This is a genomic window from Shewanella violacea DSS12 (genome assembly GCF_000091325.1).
Lineage (GTDB): Bacteria > Pseudomonadota > Gammaproteobacteria > Enterobacterales > Shewanellaceae > Shewanella > Shewanella violacea.
In genome coordinates this window covers 13327-31596 of sequence record NC_014012.1, presented here as the reverse complement: position 1 = coordinate 31596, position 18270 = coordinate 13327, and the positions used below count along the sequence as shown (strand labels likewise).

The 18270-nt window shown below is 43.6% G+C and carries 13 protein-coding genes; 8 read left to right on the top strand and 5 right to left on the bottom strand.

Annotated elements, in window-relative coordinates; genetic code table 11:
- Window positions 1-3 precede the first annotated feature (3 nt).
- Complete coding sequence (gene dnaA / locus SVI_RS00120) at window positions 4-1392, bottom strand: chromosomal replication initiator protein DnaA (RefSeq protein WP_013049317.1); 1389 nt, start codon at window positions 1390-1392, stop codon at window positions 4-6.
- 446 nt (window positions 1393-1838) lie between these two features.
- On the opposite strand from dnaA, the gene rpmH reads away from it, so the two are divergent.
- The 5 genes from rpmH (at window position 1839) to mnmE (ending at window position 5693) form a co-directional block, all read left to right on the top strand.
- Window positions 1839-1976 (top strand): 50S ribosomal protein L34, encoded by a 138-nt coding sequence (gene rpmH / locus SVI_RS20945; protein WP_006083827.1) that lies wholly within the window; start codon window positions 1839-1841, stop codon window positions 1974-1976.
- Between the two features lie 14 nt (window positions 1977-1990).
- Window positions 1991-2347 carry a ribonuclease P protein component gene (rnpA, locus tag SVI_RS00115; protein ID WP_013049316.1) on the top strand — a complete coding sequence of 119 codons (357 nt, stop codon included), beginning with the start codon at window positions 1991-1993 and terminating at the stop codon, window positions 2345-2347.
- On the top strand, window positions 2314-2571 hold the full coding sequence (yidD, locus tag SVI_RS20940) for a membrane protein insertion efficiency factor YidD (protein ID WP_013049315.1): 258 nt from the start codon (window positions 2314-2316) through the stop codon (window positions 2569-2571). Before rnpA ends, yidD begins: the two co-directional genes overlap by 34 nt.
- 3 nt (window positions 2572-2574) lie before the next feature.
- On the top strand, window positions 2575-4209 hold the full coding sequence (gene yidC / locus SVI_RS00110) for a membrane protein insertase YidC (protein WP_013049314.1): 1635 nt from the start codon (window positions 2575-2577) through the stop codon (window positions 4207-4209).
- A 122-nt stretch (window positions 4210-4331) separates the two neighbouring features.
- Window positions 4332-5693 carry a tRNA uridine-5-carboxymethylaminomethyl(34) synthesis GTPase MnmE gene (mnmE, locus tag SVI_RS00105; RefSeq protein ID WP_013049313.1) on the top strand — a complete coding sequence of 454 codons (1362 nt, stop codon included), beginning with the start codon at window positions 4332-4334 and terminating at the stop codon, window positions 5691-5693.
- 1200 nt (window positions 5694-6893) lie between these two features.
- On the opposite strand, the gene SVI_RS00100 is transcribed toward mnmE, so the two are convergent.
- The 3 genes from SVI_RS00100 to SVI_RS00090 all read right to left on the bottom strand — a co-directional run bounded on the left by SVI_RS00100 (window position 6894) and on the right by SVI_RS00090 (window position 11623).
- On the bottom strand, window positions 6894-9461 hold the full coding sequence (locus SVI_RS00100) for a helicase-related protein (protein WP_049791009.1): 2568 nt from the start codon (window positions 9459-9461) through the stop codon (window positions 6894-6896).
- Window positions 9462-9931: 470 nt separating this feature from the next.
- Window positions 9932-10603: a putative periplasmic lipoprotein gene (locus tag SVI_RS00095; protein WP_013049310.1), complete on the bottom strand. Its 672-nt coding sequence runs from the start codon at window positions 10601-10603 to the stop codon at window positions 9932-9934.
- A 15-nt stretch (window positions 10604-10618) separates the two neighbouring features.
- The gene (locus SVI_RS00090) at window positions 10619-11623 is read right to left on the bottom strand and encodes a 5'/3'-nucleotidase SurE (protein ID WP_013049309.1); all 1005 of its coding nucleotides are present in this window, start codon (window positions 11621-11623) and stop codon (window positions 10619-10621) included.
- Between the two features lie 372 nt (window positions 11624-11995).
- Between SVI_RS00090 and SVI_RS21295 the strand changes: the two genes are divergently transcribed.
- The gene (locus tag SVI_RS21295; RefSeq protein WP_157608638.1) at window positions 11996-12166 is read left to right on the top strand and encodes a hypothetical protein; all 171 of its coding nucleotides are present in this window, start codon (window positions 11996-11998) and stop codon (window positions 12164-12166) included.
- Window positions 12167-12904: 738 nt separating this feature from the next.
- Here the strand turns inward: SVI_RS21295 and SVI_RS00085 are convergent.
- Window positions 12905-13129, bottom strand: coding sequence for a hypothetical protein (locus SVI_RS00085; protein ID WP_013049306.1), 225 nt, complete (start codon window positions 13127-13129; stop codon window positions 12905-12907).
- Between the two features lie 362 nt (window positions 13130-13491).
- Here SVI_RS00085 and SVI_RS00080 point away from each other — a divergent pair, with 362 nt between their 5' ends.
- Both SVI_RS00080 and SVI_RS00075 read left to right on the top strand, forming a co-directional pair.
- Window positions 13492-14589, top strand: coding sequence for a Fic family protein (locus tag SVI_RS00080; protein WP_013049305.1), 1098 nt, complete (start codon window positions 13492-13494; stop codon window positions 14587-14589).
- A 506-nt stretch (window positions 14590-15095) separates the two neighbouring features.
- A complete protein-coding gene (locus tag SVI_RS00075) occupies window positions 15096-18254 on the top strand; it encodes a DUF3427 domain-containing protein (protein ID WP_408005157.1) in 3159 nt (1052 codons plus the stop codon).
- Window positions 18255-18270: the final 16 nt, after the last annotated feature.

Sequence of the window (18270 nt, the reverse complement as noted above, 5' to 3'; positions counted from 1 at the left end):
GGTTTATGAAGATAACGTACGGATCAAGTTAGCATAATCTTCTTTAATGTCATGACTTTCTTCACGTAACTGTGCAATTTTACGACATGCGTGTAAGACAGTTGTATGGTCACGACCACCAAAAGCATCCCCTATCTCAGGTAAGCTCTGGTTGGTTAATTCTTTCGATAGTGCCATAGCGACCTGACGAGGTCTGGCGACACTGCGTGAACGACGCTTAGACAGCATATCGGCCATCTTAATCTTATAATATTCGGCTACTGTCTTCTGGATATTATCTATGGTGACTAATTTTTCCTGCAGTGCTAGCAAATCTCGCAAGGCTTCGCGGACGAAATCGATAGTGATTGGTCGACCGGTAAAGTTAGCGTTAGCTATCACTCGGTTCAAGGCCCCTTCGAGTTCACGAACGTTAGAACGTAATCGCTTAGCAATGAAGAAAGCCACTTCATCGGGTAGATTGACACCACTCTCTTGTGCCTTACGCATCAAGATGGCCACACGAGTCTCTAACTCAGGAGGCTCGATAGCTACGGTTAAGCCCCAGCCGAAACGAGACTTGAGGCGATCTTCTACGCCGTCGATCTCTTTCGGGTATTTATCTGAGGTCAAGATCACCTGATGATTGCCTTCCAATAACGCATTGAAGGTATGGAAGAACTCTTCCTGGGATCTGTCTTTATTGGCAAAAAATTGAATATCATCGATAAATAATGCATCTACGCTACGGTAATAACGTTTGAACTCTTCGATGGCATTATTCTGCAAGGCTTTCACCATATCCTGAACGAAACGCTCAGAATGCATGTAAACCACTTTAGCGTTGGGATTATTCTTGATGATGGCATTGCCCACGGCGTGTAACAGGTGGGTTTTACCCAGGCCAGTTCCACCGTAGAGGAATAAGGGGTTGTAAGCGCCACCAGGATTCTCGGCAACTTGCAGTGCCGCAGCCTTGCCTAATTGGTTCGATTTACCTTCGACAAAGTTTTCAAACTGATAAGCCGGATTAATATTACTTCTGTGATTCGCCATGATTGCCGGTTCGGGCATATTCATGTTAAATGTAGTTTTAGCCGGCCTGGTATTCATCTGAACGCGCGGTGGGGCCATTGCAGGCGTCGCCTGAATCGGACGTGGAGCCGCAGGTTTACTGCCTATATCGAAGCGTAACTTAGGTGCATCACTACCCATCTGCTCAGTAAAAAACTGATTAATGATGTTAATATACTTGTCTCTGACCCAGTCGAGAACGAAGCGATTTGGCGCGTAGAGAACCAGTGTGTTCCCATCCATTTCTGCTTGTAACGGCCTGATCCACATACTGAATTGTTGAGCCGAGAGCTCGTCTTGTAGTCGCCCGAGACATTGCTGCCAAAGTGTAACCGCCACGTACTTATCCCCAAAAGATCATACAAAGATGGGTATTCTATCGTGAGATCACTAGGATCGCTATCCTTATAATATAATTATCCCCAGATAGATCACCTTTGGCAGATGATACAGATCCAAAAGGATCTACCGCGATCTAGTTATTTGTAAAAAGCTGCAAATCCAGCTTTATAAAGCGATCCAGATCGATCTATAATTAGCGGCCTAGTTTTTATGAATGATCACAAGATCCACAAGATGTAGTGGTCATGCACAGAGTTATCCACAATTTCTGGTGGCTTTGACTAGGTAGGCTAGAAAATAAATGGCTAGAATTTTGTCACTTAATGCTTTTGCTTGTTGACGGGCATAGTTAAAGTGATTACAATTCGGCCTCTTTTTTGCCCCTATTCTTCAATTTAGAGAATTTGGGTTTTTTTCAACTAACATAAAGACGGATTGCCACAATGAGTAAACGTACTTTTCAACCAAGCAACCTCAAGCGCAAGCGTTCTCACGGATTCCGCGCTCGTATGGCTACAGTTGGAGGCCGCAAGGTCCTAGCTCGTCGTCGTGCTAAAGGTCGCGCTCGTCTTTCTGCTTAACAGTAGAAATGCAAGTGACTAGCTATACCTTTACGCGGGAGTTACGTTTGTTAACTCCCGCGCAATTCAAATCTGTATTTGCAAAACCTATCAAAGCTTCTTCCGCTGAAATAACTTTACTAGCTATTCCAAATTCTGAGCAGCATCCACGTATTGGATTAACTGTTGCTAAGCGTTTTGTTAAGAAAGCCCACCAGCGAAACAGAATTAAACGTATCATCCGAGATAATTTTCGTTTGCATCAGCACGAATTGCCTCCGGTCGATATAGTTGTTTTGGTCAGAAATGGCGTCGTAGAGATGGAGAATGCAGAGCTCCATAAATTGGTAGAAAAGCTATGGCGAAAACTCACTCGCCGCTACAATGGCTAGCAACCACGATTATTCGTGGCTACCAAATCTTAATCAGTCCCCTACTGGGGACTAATAAGTGCCGCTTTCATCCAACTTGCTCATATTATGCTATCGAAGCCATTCATTTGCATGGATTTGTAAAAGGCAGTTGGCTTACAGCAAAACGCGTATTAAAATGTCACCCTTTGCATCCGGGCGGTATTGACCCCGTCCCCTCAAAAAAACACAGGTGTAATAAATAGGCTATGGAATCTCAACGCAATATATTTCTTATCGGTCTGCTTTTTGTCAGTTTTTTACTTTGGCAACAGTGGCAGACGGACCAAGCTCCACAACCAGTGACTACTGAATTAACTTCGGTATCGACTGCCTCAAATACTACTGACGCACACAGTTCAGATGTTCCGGATGCAGACTCTGCGCTTCCAGCTGCAACTGTCGCTTCGAAAGAATTAATCACGATTCATACTGACCAATTAGTCATCAAGATTAATCCAGTTGGTGGCGATATCGTCTACTCGGCCCTAGTTGAACATAAACTAGAGCAAGAAAGTGACGAACCATTCGTACTCCTGGAACAGACTAAAGATATTAACTACATAGCTCAAAGTGGTCTTATCGGTCGTAATGGTATCGACAGCAGTGTTAAAGGCCGTGCTCACTTCGACAGTGCATCACAGGACTACACTATGGCAGCCGATCAAGAGACTCTAGAAGTCCCCTTGACCTATGTTGCTGAAAACGGTGCTAAGTACACTAAGATGTTTATCTTCCACCGTGGTCAATTCAAGATTGATGTCGACTATCTTGTAGACAACACCACAGATAAGCCGCTTCAAGTACAAATGTACGGTCAGATTAAGCACAGTATCAAGAAAAGTAGCAGCAGCATGATTATGCCAACTTATCTTGGTGCCGCCTTCTCTACTTCAGACATTCGTTACGAGAAGTACAAGTTCGATGATATGGCTGATAAAGACCTTGATAAGAAGACGCTAGGTGGTTGGGCAGCTATGCTGCAACATTACTTCGTTTCTGCCTGGATACCACCTGAAAATGACCAAAACACCATTTTCTCTAGCATCAGTGCTGGCGGTCAGGCAAATATCGGCTTCCGTGGTGCCATCTATGATATTGCACCTGGTGCGACTCAGACTATCAGCTCTCAGTTCTATGTAGGTCCTAAGGATCAGGAAGCACTTTCTGAGATATCTGACTCACTTAACTTAGTGGTAGATTATGGCTTCCTTTGGTGGTTAGCAGTACCTATCAACAAGCTACTTATGTTCTTCCAGTCGATTGTGTCTAACTGGGGTCTGGCGATTATTCTTATTACGCTAACTGTGCGTGGTATGTTATTCCCACTGACTAAAGCTCAGTACACCTCAATGGCTAAGATGCGTAACCTGCAGCCTAAGCTTGCCGAAATGAAAGAACGTTTTGGTGATGACCGTCAGAAGATGGGTCAGGCTATGATGGAGCTGTACAAGAAAGAGAAAGTTAACCCTATGGGTGGCTGTCTACCAATCTTGCTACAGATGCCTATCTTCATCTCGCTATACTGGGTACTGATGGAGAGTGTTGAACTACGTCATGCACCATTCATGTTATGGATCACCGATTTATCGGTACAAGATCCTTACTACGTGATGCCAATCCTGATGGGTATCTCCATGTTCGTCATGCAGAAGATGCAGCCAATGGCACCGACCATGGATCCTATGCAACAGAAGATGATGCAGTGGATGCCTGTGGTATTTACCGTGTTCTTCCTTTGGTTCCCTGCAGGTCTGGTACTTTACTGGTTGGTTGGTAACTTAGTTGCTATCACGCAGCAGAAAATCATCTACGCAGGTCTGGCGAAGAAAGGCTTAAAATAAGTCTGACACCAAATAAGCGTTAACTGAAAAGCGGTTGATACTCAGGTATTAGCCGCTTTTTCTTTTTATGAGAGACTGAGTCTTTCAGTTTTACCCCCATATTTAGCTTAGGAATCACAGTAATGACAGAAGATACTATCGTGGCACAAGCCACCGCTCCAGGCCGTGGCGGTGTGGGTATCATACGTATCTCCGGCGATCAGGCCAGCGAAGTTGCTATGGCTATGCTTGGGCACATACCCAAGACTCGTTATGCTGATTACTGTGATTTTAAAACTGCCGATGGCGTAGTGATCGACCAAGGTATCGCCCTCTATTTCAAGGGGCCTAACTCCTTTACCGGTGAAGATGTACTGGAACTACAAGGTCATGGCGGCCAGATAGTCTTAGATATGCTGATCAAGCGCGTGCTGGAAACCAAAGACATTCGTATCGCCAGACCTGGTGAATTCAGTGAACAGGCCTTCATGAATGACAAGTTAGATCTCACCCAGGCCGAAGCCATTGCCGATCTTATCGATGCCACCAGCGAGCAAGCCGCTAAGAGCGCCTTAAACTCACTCCAGGGCGAATTTTCAACAGAAGTACATGCATTGGTCGAAAAGGTCACTAACTTGCGCTTATACGTCGAGGCAGCCATAGATTTCCCCGATGAAGAAGTAGACTTCCTCTCCGACGGTAAGATAGCCGGCTCACTCAACAAGATCATCACCAGACTAGACTCAGTTAAGGCCAGCGCTAAGCAAGGTTCGATAATTCGTGAAGGCATGAAGGTGGTAATTGCCGGTCGGCCAAATGCTGGTAAATCTAGTCTGCTTAACGCATTAGCTGGTAAAGAGTCTGCCATAGTTACTGAAGTAGCTGGCACCACCCGCGATGTACTGCGCGAACACATACATATCGATGGCATGCCACTGCATATTATCGACACAGCAGGTCTACGAGACACCTCTGATACCGTCGAGAAGATAGGTATCGAACGTGCTTGGGCCGAAATAGAAACTGCCGATCAGGTGTTATTTATGGTCGATGGCACTACCACAGACGCCGTTGACCCACATGAGATCTGGCCTGACTTTATCGACCGTCTACCGAGTAAGCTAGGTATCACAGTGGTGCGTAACAAGGCTGATCTCACAGGCGAGTCATTAGAACTCACCCAAGATCACGGCCATCCTGTTTACCGCATCTCGGCTAAGACAGGTTTAGGTATAGACTCTGTCAAACAACACCTTAAATCCCTTATGGGCTATCAAAGTAATCTTGAAGGCGGCTTTATCGCACGTCGTCGTCACTTAGAGGCACTGGATCTAGCCAGCAGTCACCTGATGTTAGGCAAAGAGCAGTTAGAAGTTTATCTGGCCGGAGAGCTATTAGCCGAAGAGTTACGTATGAGCCAGATGGCCTTATCTGAGATCACAGGTAAATTCACCTCAGACGATCTACTCGGTAAGATCTTCAGTTCTTTCTGTATAGGAAAATAGCCCGTCTTTCCGGTACGCTTCTGGCCGGAATCCAGATGCTAGGAAAAGAAGGACGCTACGCTAAATAAAGTTCCTAGGTTCTAGGAACTAGATCCTATCTCCCCCCAGCGTAATTCCGGCATGCTCAGATAAGGTCATTCCGGCACTCTTTTGGCCTGAATCTAGCTTCTAGTAAATTATCCCTCAGCCACTTTAGTCTTTCCGGTACGCTTCTGGCCGGAATCTAGCGCTCTAGTAACTAATCTCTGTCTCACCCGCTTCGTCTTTCCGGCATGCTCTTGGCCGGAATCCAGATCTTAAGAAAAGAAGGTCACTGCGCTAATTAAAGATCTTAGTTTCTAGTCACTAATCTCGATCTCACCCACTTTAGTCATTCCGGCATGCTCTTGGCCGGAATCCAGATCTTAAGAAAAGAAGGTCACTATGCTAATTAAAGATCTTAGTTTCTAGTCACTAATTCCGATCTCATCCACTTTAGTCATTCCGGCACTCTCTTGGCCGGAATCTAGCACTCCAGCACCAAGATCTTAGGAAAAACACTAGGCTATGCTAATTAAAGATCTTAGCTGCTAGTCACTAATCCCGATCTCATCCACCTCTCGTCATTCCGGCATGCTCTTGGCCAGAATCAAGCGTTCCAGAAACTAGATCCTAGGAAAAATCTGACCCTGAGTGAATCGGCAAGATCCAAATTAAGCAGATCCTTAGGTGAAGCTAAATAAAAGCGAATCTGATACTCACTGTATATTATGCTTTTTGTTGCTAATTTAACCGATACTGCTGCTATTTTAGGTGATCAAAATAGCAGATCCAACCCTGTACATTTTTCAAGCTCGATCAAAATCATCAACAGACATATCAACAAGCAATGTAAATATAGATCTTTTACTCAAAGAGCCAGCAGATCAAAACCTAACTGCATGATATAAAAGGATTCTGTTTGTGGATAAAAATTTCTATTTTACTTGTTAATTGCAAAAAATCAGATCTCGCTGAAAAGTTATACGCAAAACGAATTTTAATTCTATTGTTGAAAATCGATCTGATCGTGCAAAGATCAAAAACAATTTTTATAACTTGGATGCTTTTAAATTTATACTCAGTTTTTCTCTCGAAATTAAAGTTAGAAAATAAAACAAAATACAAAAAAGTGGTCGCTAAACCACTCGATTACCAGGTCAATAAGCTAATAAACATGGCTCATTTTACATCGACGACTCGGCTGGCCTTCTTGTATTGAATCTTCCAACCTTGCCATCGAGGTAACTCCCAGCGCTTAGGGCCGGTTTTACGCGAACCATTGGCATAAACTAATGTCACTAACTTGCGTTTTGGCAGGTATTCCACATTCAGCTTAAGGTCGGCCAATATCAACTTAGTCGGGTACAAGGTATCGAACTCTTCGCGCTGCCAATCAGGTATCCCCTCGAATAAGAGATCATCCGCCTCTATCAGTTGCAGATCATCAAAGCTTTCTACCCCTAGCTCATTCAGTCTCTCCATAAGATAGACATCGAATACCAATGGCTCCTCACCTAAGCTATTCACCAGACCAGACTCGGTAAATTGCTCCTTAGCCTTTCCCAGAGCTAACCAGATATTCCAGGCGGCAATATCATTTTTCAAACGCTGGGATAAGCCCTTAAATTGACGACCGACACTTATGCTACGCACAATAGCCTCAATCGCTTGTTCCCCCTCGACCTGCTTCAGACGCGAGCCTATCACTCTACCGGCGTAAAACGTGTCGACCACCAGCTTATGACTCTGCCCCTTCTCTTTACTGTCTCCCAGACGCTCCTCACCTAACTTAGCCTCTAACAACAAATCAAATGAAATAGGTGCCATACAAGAGGCCAGATTAAGTGTTTGTTTCGCCCCTTTACCTGCTATTGAGTGCAGATCGAATATCACCGCCGCTAACGCACTCTCCTTACCATCGACTGTCTTAATCTCGCTACAGAAACGACTGACACGGCCGATTTGAGCCTCGCTAAAACCATTGCCAAGGGCCGTTATACGCTTTTCACGCCTAACGTAAGCCAGTTCAGGTGCAGCCTTGATAACGGCTAACAGCCAACGCTGGCGCAGCTCAATGTCTTTACTGGCTAACGCATCTGATTGCTCTATGGTCTGCAAACCCAATGCCGAGCGAATCTGCGCCGCTAGCATACGCGCCTCTTTACGGGCTCCCTTATGGACATAGCCAGCATCGGCGTCGGCAAGAAAATCGGGCAGTTTATCTCTAACTATTTTTATTAGCGTGAATGCATCACAGCCCAGAGGCTCCCATTCACTCAGCAGTTTAAGATCAAACTCACTGGTGGGTAACTTGAACAAGCCGTGCGGCACGCTCAAGGCCGCGGCGAGATCTACCATCAAGCCACGACATGTATCGTCGGGCATGGCGCTAATAAGGTGAGCAAACTGAGTATCTATCGGTAACGGAGAAAGCTTCTTGCCATGAGGCGTTATCTGCCCGTCAGCATCGATAGCGCCCATAGCCAGTAACTTCTGCTCGGCGATAGCCAATGATTTAACTGGCAAGTCATCGACGAACTCAAGCTCAGACAGCTTATAACCACAACAAGCCGCCGCTAGCATAGGTTCCACTAACTCCTCACGTTGAAGTTCTGGCGGTGTCATGGCTTCCATAGGGGCACTCTGGCCCCATAAACGAATACAGATACCGTTTTGCGTACGGCCGGCACGTCCCATTCTCTGAGCACAGCTGGCTTTAGATATTCTCGCAAGTGAAAGTACGGTACGGCCGTTGCGCTGGTGAGTTCGACGCTCAAGGCCAGAATCAACCACAGCTGTGACCCCAGGGATAGTCAATGAGGTTTCAGCCACATTAGTGGCGAAGATAATTCGCTGATGCTCGGCTTGCTGGAGGATTTTTTTCTGCTCAACCGGACTTATCCCACCATGGAGTGCTAATAGCTCCAATGGCTTACCACTAGCTAACACCAACGGCTGACAGATTTGAATAGCGCCTTGAATCTCACGCTTTCCAGGAAGGAAAACCAATATATCTCCGTCAGTCTGTTGCAACAGACCTGACACTGCGGTTTTTACCCCTTGTTCCACACCCCGAATGTCTGGCAGGTGGTGACTTTCACTAGCCTGATATTTTAGTTCCACGTGGAACCTTTTCCCTTCCGCCACTAAACGACCGGCTGTTTTACCTAAATAACGGGTCAAACGTTCACCATCTATGGTGGCCGAAGTCAGTATCAGCCTAAACTCGGGTGAAGACAGAGCCTTTAGCTTTAACATGGCCAGCAATAAGTCAGTGTCCCAACGACGCTCGTGAAACTCATCGATAATCACAGTAGTAAAACTGGCTAAGCCGGTTTCCTGCAGCCAACGCAAGGCGATACCAGGTGTCACGAAGGCTACCTGAGTATCATCAGTCACAGTAGAGTCGAAACGTATGGAATGGCCCACTTTTAACTCAGTTTGGGTACTGACAAATGAAGACAGAGCCAAACAGGCTACCCGGCGCGGCTCCACCACTAACACTCGCTTGGGCCTATCACCTTCCTTCGGCTCTACATTGCCAGCTTCTACACACCCGGCTTCAACACACCAAAGTGGCAAGCGGGTGGACTTACCCGAACCTGTATCAGACTCTACTACTAAGTGATTGTCTTTTATCGCTAATTTAAATTCATCATAAAGCTTATCTATGGGTAATGAATTGATAGATGAGGTGATTTTATTAGATGGTTCAGATACATAGGATTTAGGTGTTGTAGGCTGCATATAATACCATTCCATATAAGTATATGGTCAGTTCAGAGGCTCTCAGATTTTTCAATTCAAGGCACATTGGTGAGGAAATGGTTATTCCCTTTTAAGTCAATGTAACACAGAAGTGGAAACACTGAGAGCCTCACGCAGTGCGGGTTTCAAAGCCCTTTATGCTACGTTGAATGTTCTCGATATACGACTGCATGGATGCAGGAGGTAGAGCAACGCAGGAGCTTGTTGCCGAGAATAACTATTAGCTTCAAACATTCGCCTTGCCTACAGCGCTTTGAACTCCCGCTGAATGTTCAGATACTTACTCGGAATGGTATAACAAATAGTATGAAATGTTCGCATAAGTCTAACGGGCAAGGGGATGAGAAGAAACATTAACAAGATATCCTTGATACATTTAGTGCTCAAGGAAGAGCAGCTTGGATAGTGAATCGCCTCACTATCCAATATTATGCAAACCCAATATCCGCTTATCGCTTTAGCCAAGTAATCGGTATGTCTGAATTAACCGTTTGAAATTCAAGGCTAAACAATTCATCGTTATCACTGACATAATTTATGATCCCAGTCAGATTATCTAAGCCACATGTATCTTCCAGAGTCTTATCGGCCAGTTCGAACATTAGCACTTGTCCATCAAGCTCATAAGATAACGAACCATTCGCTTCGCAGCCTGCACTTAAGATCGTGAACTTATTATCTGCAGCTATGACCAGGCCATATGAATCTGACCCTAATTGAGCACTGTAACTACCGAGAACAAGATCTATGCTTACCGCTTCAGGTGTAACCTTAGCGAGAGTGAAGCTCTCAACTGCTGAGGAGCAGAGCCACAGATTATTATCCGGGATACACTCATACTTCTCATTAGCAAAGGTCAGCTTATTTGAATCCTGATGATAAATCCCTGAGTAACTTATCTGTTGATCCCTCTCATCCCAAAGGGTGACGATTGTTGTAAAAGCAGTTTGATCCGAGCCGGCTAGATTGATTGCCGTAGCAGTCACCTTCAACGGCGCTCCCGCTTCGCTATAGGTCACACCAGAGAAAATACCCGACACTTGAGGGACTTTATTACTATCATCACTGCTACAAGCGGCCAAAAACGCCAGGCTAACTAGGCCTATAAAACACTTCTTCATATTCTAGTCCTTAGCTTATAAGCCAGATAGACGCTGCTGAGTGAGAGCTCGCTTAGCTCTGGTCGCCTGCACACTTGCGTCTATAGTACTGATGGTAATGTAGCCATTCTTCACCGCGACACCTTCAGAGTTTTCATTGCTGTCATTCACGTCACTTAAAGCGAAGCCAACACCTTGCTTGCCTTGTAACATTCCCTTAGCCATAGCTAATGCCTGCTCCATAGACTCGGCGGCTCCCTGGGCTAACAAGATCTGTGCGAAATAACCAACGATCATCTCGTTGTCACTGAAATCTTCGACAAACTTAAGCGCTATGCCACCACCATTCCAACCCACATCGGTAAAGCGATAACCTAAGCTGGCATCGATATCTTCAGGCGTATTGATGTTTAGCCCCATGTAAGCCGGCAGCAGAGGTTGATTGTCAGCGCGGCTAGCTTCCAGCTTATCGATCACATTAACCACCACACTGGCTATCTTAGGCCCCTGAGTGGCATCTGACAGAGAGTTCTCACTAGCACTGACTGCGATAGCTGGAATACCGCGACTTAGGGCTATCATGGTGGCTCCTAAGGTTCCTGAGTTATTATTCATATAACCTAAGTTATTGCCTTCATTGGGACCGGAAACCACCAGATCCGGCGCCTTGCCCCACTTTTTCTGCGCTGCCACATCTATGCCGTACAAGACAGACATAACCGGCGTGCCTTCGACATAATCTTCGAAGGATTGCGAGGTATCTAGATCGCCAATACAAAACTCATACTGCTCGGCCTTAGTCTCATCCACCTTCACCGATTTAAAGAAACCAAATGAACCGCCCTTACCACTCTGCCCCGTACAAGGCGCCGCCATAATCACATCGTGTCCTTTAGCAACCAGCGCCTCTTTCATCGCCTTGATGTTATGGGTATTCCAGCTATCGTCGTTAGTTAGCACAATATTCAACGCCGCCGCAGGTGCGGAAACCAATAGAGCTTGAGCTATCAGTGCAGACAAGAGACCAGTTTTAATTTTCATTTTATTCCCTAATTTGTATGTCTAATACCAGACGGTTTGCCATTAAAAACTATTTAGAAACAAGAAACTGCTTACTAAAAGCCACCAAGCATAGAGGAGATAAATGAAGGCAATGTGACAGTGAAAGTGGATAAACCATTAAGTTACAAATTGATTCACTTGTCGGCGAACAAGTGTGGCAAATAGCTTTGGAAATTAGGTTTTCGTTTTATTGGGCTGGATTTTTGTTTGGTGGGGGTTTAGTGGTTCATAACATTGCTGATGGTAATCGCCTCCAACGGGGGCAGTTACTTGTCGGTTAACAAGTTGAGCAAATAACTTGTTGGTTAGTCTGTTGGGTTCATTTGGCTGTATTTTTGCTTGGTAGGGTATTTGGCAGCATGGCTATATTTGTGTTTATTGCTTGCAGCAGGCTTTAGTGCAGACACTTCTGCAAGACGCCGCAAGCACTTCCATGTGGGCTCTACCAAAACATCCATGTTTTGGAAGCTCGCAGCTGTATCTACACCTGTAGGTAAAGCAGAGCTCACCTCTTCGATTTAGTTTGTTTTTTTCTCCGTGATCTCTGTGTACTCCGTGGTGATAGCTTTGATTTTGTCGCTTTAGATTCACGCTTTAAAAATAAGAGCATTCTCACCACGGAGCGCTTCGCTACACGGAGTTAACTTACTTGTCGGTTAACAAGTTTGGCAAATAGCCTTTTGGTTAGTCTGTTGGTTTCATTGGGCTATATTGTTATTTGATGGTTTTTAGTGGTTCATAACATTGCTGATATTAATCGCCTCCAGCGGGGTATGTGCAGGTAAGCTCTCGGGACGCTGGCTCTTGATTTCATGAGAGTCCATCCATGGCCGCTTCACGAAAACATCCGTGTTTTCGAGACCCTCTTGCCTACCTACACCTCATCTCTAAAAAGCAGTGTATCTCTTCGATTAGTGGCTTAACTAGGCTGGTTCCATAATTAGGTAGTGTTGGGAGACTGTGTTTTTCAAGGAATTGCGTTAGCGCTTTGGGATCTTCAGATTCAAATAGGGTGACACTTTCTTCATCATGGCCTATTTCAATATCCCATTCAGAAGCGCTGTAACGAGTAGCAGTGGCGGAAAATACAGTTTATCTATTTAGCCTCATCATAAGAGGTTAATTACCCATACTCTCTAGATATTCAACGAAAGGGGCGAAGTCGCCCTTATCAGCTTCTTTAAGACGTTCGTATCAATTTAAGCATACACGACCACACCAAGCGTATCGAATTTTGAATACAAAAAAACAAAAGAGTATCTAATTATAGATACAAAAAATGAATACTGCAGGCAAGAGCCAAGATACATAGACTCGATGCTGTGACTTGTCAGCTAACAAGTGTGGCAAATAGCCTTGTTGGTTAGTCTGTTGGCTTCGTTGGGCTGGTTTTTTGCTTGGTAGGGTATTTGGCAGCATGGCTATATTGGTGTTTATTGCTTGCAGCAGGTGCTGTATATGGTCTTGCATGTTCCCTGCATGCATAAGACATTTCCTCCATCCGTGGAGGTCAGATATACGAATGTCGTGATCACATGGATGTGAAAGAACGACCTTATGTGCACCTTTTCTTTAACAAGGATCTGCGAGTCGCCGGCTGTTGATTTTATAAGAGTCATCCCTATGGGCTCTGCCAAAACATCCATTTTTTGGAAGCTCGCAGCCGCAACTACACTGGTTGATAAAAAACAGCGGATTTCTTCGACTTTTAATGACTAAAAACCGATTTGAGGCAATTATAAGGGCTATTTGCCTCACTATGTGAGGCGATTAAACTTGTTATTCGCCTCACGTAGTGAGTAGAATAAGAGTGTTATTTGACTCATAGCTACTCATAGAGGTTCTATATGTGGATTTGGCAACAAGCTAACTGGCCTGACTTTCGCTGGGAAACCGATAATATAGCCTTGTTATTGCGTCAGGTTAGATTCAACCAAGGCCTGCTGCTTGGTAAATTAGATAGCGAGCCATCAGCTCAAATGACACTTGATACCTTGCTGGCAAATATCATTCATTCCAGTGCCATTGAAGGCGAAAAACTCAATGCCTTCTCGGTACGCTCATCTCTGGCCAACAAGCTAGGTATCAGCGATGAAAAGCCCTATCCCACCACGGTTCAAACTGATGGCTTAGCTGAGATGACACTGGATGCCCTGCAGAACTGGCAAACAGAGTTAAGTTTACAGCGGATCATGGATTGGCATAAATTACTGTTTCCCGAAGGTTATACCCTGTTTAATCCCGTTCAAGGTGGCGTGTTACGGGGTAGCGAGCCTATGCAAGTCATCTCAGGACGCATAGATAAACCTAAAGTTCATTTTGAAGCCCCACCTCGCTCAGGGCTCGAAGATGAACTCACAAGGTTTATAGATTGGTTCAACAGATCACAGCAAGATGTGGCAATGGATCCCTTGATCCGTGCAGCCATCACTCACTTATGGTTTGTGACTCTGCACCCACTCGATGATGGTAATGGCAGAATAACCCGCTTACTCACAGATTTAGCACTCGCACAGGCAGAAAGCCGCTCTATTCATTTTTATGCCATGTCAGTGAGTATCCTGGAGCGCAGACAAGCCTATTACGATATTTTGGAGAGCACTCAAAAAGGCGAGTTAGATATTACCTCCTGGTTAGTCTGGTTTTTAGATACGCTCAATAGCAGTTTGCAGAAATCACTCGATGATATAGCCCAGACAGTAGCTAAAACTAACTATTGGCAGCGTGTCGATCAGACATTATTGAGCGGTGAACAAGTGAAAGTGCTTAACCGCTTATTGAACGGCGAATTTGAGCTGGGCATAAGCAGTAGCCAATACCAGAAGGTCGCTAAAGTCAGTCGTGCAACGGCTACTCGTCATTTGGCTCAACTTGTTGAGCAAAGCTTTTTAGTGAAAGCGGGAGCTGGTGGGCGAAGTACAAGATACTTGCTAGCTAGCAAGTAACGCAAATAACTTTTTTGGCTAGTCTGTTGGCTTCATTGGGCTAGTTTTTTATGTGCTAGGGGTTTAGCAAACCATAGCTACATTGGTGTTTATTGCTTGCAGCAGGTGCTGTATATGGTCTTGCATGTTCCCTGCATGCATAAGACATTTCCTCCATCCGTGGAGGTCAGACATACGAATGTCGTGATCACATGGATGTGAAAGAACGACCTTATGTGCACTATTTCTTTAACAAGGGTCTGCGAGTCGCCGGCTGTTGATTTTATAAGAGTATAGGCTCTGCCAAATCAAACAACGTCCATGTTTAACGGCCAGTTCGATATCCTTATCTCTCGCTCGAAGAGTTCACCTTGTGAAACCTCGCCCTGTCATCGAAGCTCGCAGCTGTATCTACACCTGCTGGTACAGCCGAAACAATCTCTCCGACTTAAGTTAATACTTGTGACTTGCAAAAAATGACTTACCTGGCATAGTTATTCTCTGTCAGAGATAATTTGAGTTTTATAATGCAAACAGGTATTTATGAGCAACTTATAACGAAAGTTATCAGTAATAAGCTGGATAAAGATAAGTTCTTTATTTCAGAAAGAAATATGGATACAACTGAGCAAACTCTATGGTTAACTCGTGCATTAGTTCATGTTTTTCACCTTGCTATATCTGAATCAAAAAATACGAAAGACTCACCATTAGCCCAAATAGAGCTAGCTAATGAGCTTATTTATTGGCTTCAGGAAAGAATAGAAAACCTCGATTTATCTGATTACACCATAGCCCAACCAGCAAAACTACTTACTGCTATTTTTGATAAACAAGATCCTGTTTCGGCTAAATTATCCGCACATATCGATAAAATAACCCCTCTTACAGGCCTCACACAAAGCGAGTTATTTTGCGGTAGTAATCAAGGCATTTCACTGGAGAGTGAAATTAAACGTGAAATACTATCTTCCAATAAAATCTGTTGGATAATTTCATTTATTAAATGGACGGGTCTCAGAATTTTCATGGATGAACTTCGGACTTTCACGAGTAATAACAAGCATAAGCTTCAAATTATTACGACATCTTATATGGGGGCTACGGATCTTAAAGCCGTTCAATGGCTAGCCAAGCTACCTAACACCGAAGTCAAATTAAGCTATAACCATAACCAAGAACGTCTTCATGCCAAATCTTATCTATTCATGCGAGATTCAGGATTTCATACCGCCTACATAGGCTCATCAAATCTCTCTCGTTCAGCACTAACCAATGGATTAGAGTGGAACTTGAAGATAACCAATCAAGAAATCCCACACATCATAGACAAGACATTCAGTACATTCGAGACTTACTGGCAGCAACCTGAATTTGATTTTTTTGATGGTTCAGAGAAAGCGAGTAGTAAACTTAATCGTTCACTTAACCTTGGTCGTGGTGATAAAAATAACTCAAATACAGTGTTTTTTGATTTAGCACCACATCAGCATCAAATTGAGATATTAGAAAGATTAGATGCTGAACGTAATCTACATGGCCGCAACAGGAATCTAATCGTCGCCGCTACGGGGACAGGAAAAACTCTAATATCAGCTTTCGACTTCAAACGTTTCTATCAAGAAAACCCTACAGCAAAAATTCTATTTATAGCTCATAGAGAAGAGATATTAAAACAAGCAATCGAGAGTTTTAGAGCAGTACTAAAACAGCCAAACTTTGGCGAGTTATGGGTAGGCCAACATAAACCAGACTCATACGACCAACTTTTCGCATCAATACAAACATTTAACAATCAACTAGATAACATGAATCTCAGTTCAGATTATTATGACTTCATTGTCATCGATGAAGTCCATCATGTATCAGCTGAAAGTTATAGAAAGTTCATAAGCTACTTTTCACCTAAAATATTACTAGGACTCACCGCTACACCCGAACGTCATGACGGTAAAAACATATTGGATGATTTTGGCGGTGTTATAGCTGCTGAACTTAGATTACCAGAGGCTATAAATCTAAGGTATTTATGCCCTTTTCAATATTTCGGCATAGATGATAATACCGATCTAAGACAGGTAAAGTGGGAAAATGGCCGTTATAACCCGAGTGAGTTGACCCAAGTCTATACCCAGAATGATCAACGACTGCAGAAAATACTTCAAAATATAGAAGAGCTTGTAACTAATCCATTAGAAATGCGCGCATTAGCTTTTTGTGTCAACCAAGATCATGCTCGGTACATGGCTGAAAAGTTTTGCCTTAAAGGAATACCAAGTGCGGTACTTACCAGTAAAAATGCTTCTGAAAGACACTCTGTAAGGCAAGATTTGCAACTAGGAAATATTAATATTCTTTGTGTTGTCGATATATTCAATGAAGGTGTCGATATCCCAGAAATAGATACACTACTCTTCTTACGACCGACAGAGAGTTTAACCATATTTTTGCAGCAATTAGGGCGAGGTTTACGTCATAACGATGGCAAAGAGTGTGTCACAGTTTTGGATTTTGTCGGTAATGCTAGAACCGAATATGACTTCTCTCAAAAGTTTAGAGCATTGATAGGAAAAACTCATACCGCTATAAGTAAAGAAATTGAGCACGGCTTTCCGCACCTTCCTCTTGGCTGTCACATTGAACTGCAGAAAAAAACTAAAGAAATAATCTTAAACAACATTAAGCAAGCCATATTAAATCAGCAAAAGCTAAAATCACATATTCAAAATTTTCAACACCATACAGTTCAAAAGCTAACCTTGAGTAATTTTTTAAACTTCTACCCTAATATCCGACTAATTGATATTTATAAGAAAAAACCTAAAGATGGTGGTGGATGGACTCGCTTATTAAGCGATCTACTGTTAATCCCTAGAGTAAACGAAACCACCATTGCCGAAAATTATCACAGAGCTATTTTTAATAGCATAATTAAATGTGACGCTCGGACTTATCTAAAATTTATTCGCTCATTAGCAATAAATCACTTTAAGTGGGTGGATAATGGCGATGCAATAGAGCAAAGAATGGCTTTAATGTGTCACTATGACTTTTGGAGTTGTTCAGGAGATAAGCTAGGTTTCACCTCTCTATCTGAAAGCTTAGCAGCACTTACTCATCCTGAATATCAAAATGAATTAATAGAAGTTATCAATTACTTACTTGATAATAACGATACTCAAGTTCAAAGACTTCAAACAGACTTTCCTTGCCCACTTCAACTCAATGCTCGCTATACACGAGAGCAAATTATCGCAGGGTTAGGAGGCTCAAGTTTTGAAAAACAAGCAGTAAGCCGTGAAGGAGTATTTAACTTAAGAGAGCTCAACGTAGAGCTATTGTTTGTTACATTACAAAAATCAGATCAACACTTTTCTCCTACGACGCTTTATCACGACTATGCAATGAGCCCTACTCACTTCCATTGGCAGACTCAGAATTCAGCACGACCAGATAGCGGTAAGGGCTTAGCCTATATCCAGCATAAAGATATTGGTAAAAAACTTATGTTATGGGTGCGAGAATCCAATAAAGATGAAAATGGAAATACGATGGGATTTGTGAACCTAGGTTGGGTTAACTTAGCAGAAACTAGCGGCTCCCAACCTATGAATATAACTTGGGAATTACATGAACCTATGCCTAGCTACCTATGGAAAGATGCAGCAAAATTAGCAAACAGTTAAATCTATTAGTCCAAGA

Excerpts from the sequence above, each read along its gene's own strand:
- SVI_RS00080 (WP_013049305.1), top strand. The coding sequence starts at position 13,492 with ATGTGGATTTGGCAACAAGCTAACTGGCCTGACTTTCGCTGGGAAACC.
- yidD (WP_013049315.1), top strand. The coding sequence starts at position 2,314 with ATGGCGAAAACTCACTCGCCGCTACAATGGCTAGCAACCACGATTATT.
- SVI_RS00100 (WP_049791009.1), bottom strand. The coding sequence starts at position 9,461 with ATGCAGCCTACAACACCTAAATCCTATGTATCTGAACCATCTAATAAA.
- SVI_RS00095 (WP_013049310.1), bottom strand. The coding sequence starts at position 10,603 with ATGAAGAAGTGTTTTATAGGCCTAGTTAGCCTGGCGTTTTTGGCCGCT.
- SVI_RS00090 (WP_013049309.1), bottom strand. The coding sequence starts at position 11,623 with ATGAAAATTAAAACTGGTCTCTTGTCTGCACTGATAGCTCAAGCTCTA.
- SVI_RS00085 (WP_013049306.1), bottom strand. The coding sequence starts at position 13,129 with ATGCATGCAGGGAACATGCAAGACCATATACAGCACCTGCTGCAAGCA.
- rpmH (WP_006083827.1), top strand. The coding sequence starts at position 1,839 with ATGAGTAAACGTACTTTTCAACCAAGCAACCTCAAGCGCAAGCGTTCT.
- mnmE (WP_013049313.1), top strand. The coding sequence starts at position 4,332 with ATGACAGAAGATACTATCGTGGCACAAGCCACCGCTCCAGGCCGTGGC.
- yidC (WP_013049314.1), top strand. The coding sequence starts at position 2,575 with ATGGAATCTCAACGCAATATATTTCTTATCGGTCTGCTTTTTGTCAGT.
- SVI_RS00075 (WP_408005157.1), top strand. The coding sequence starts at position 15,096 with ATGCAAACAGGTATTTATGAGCAACTTATAACGAAAGTTATCAGTAAT.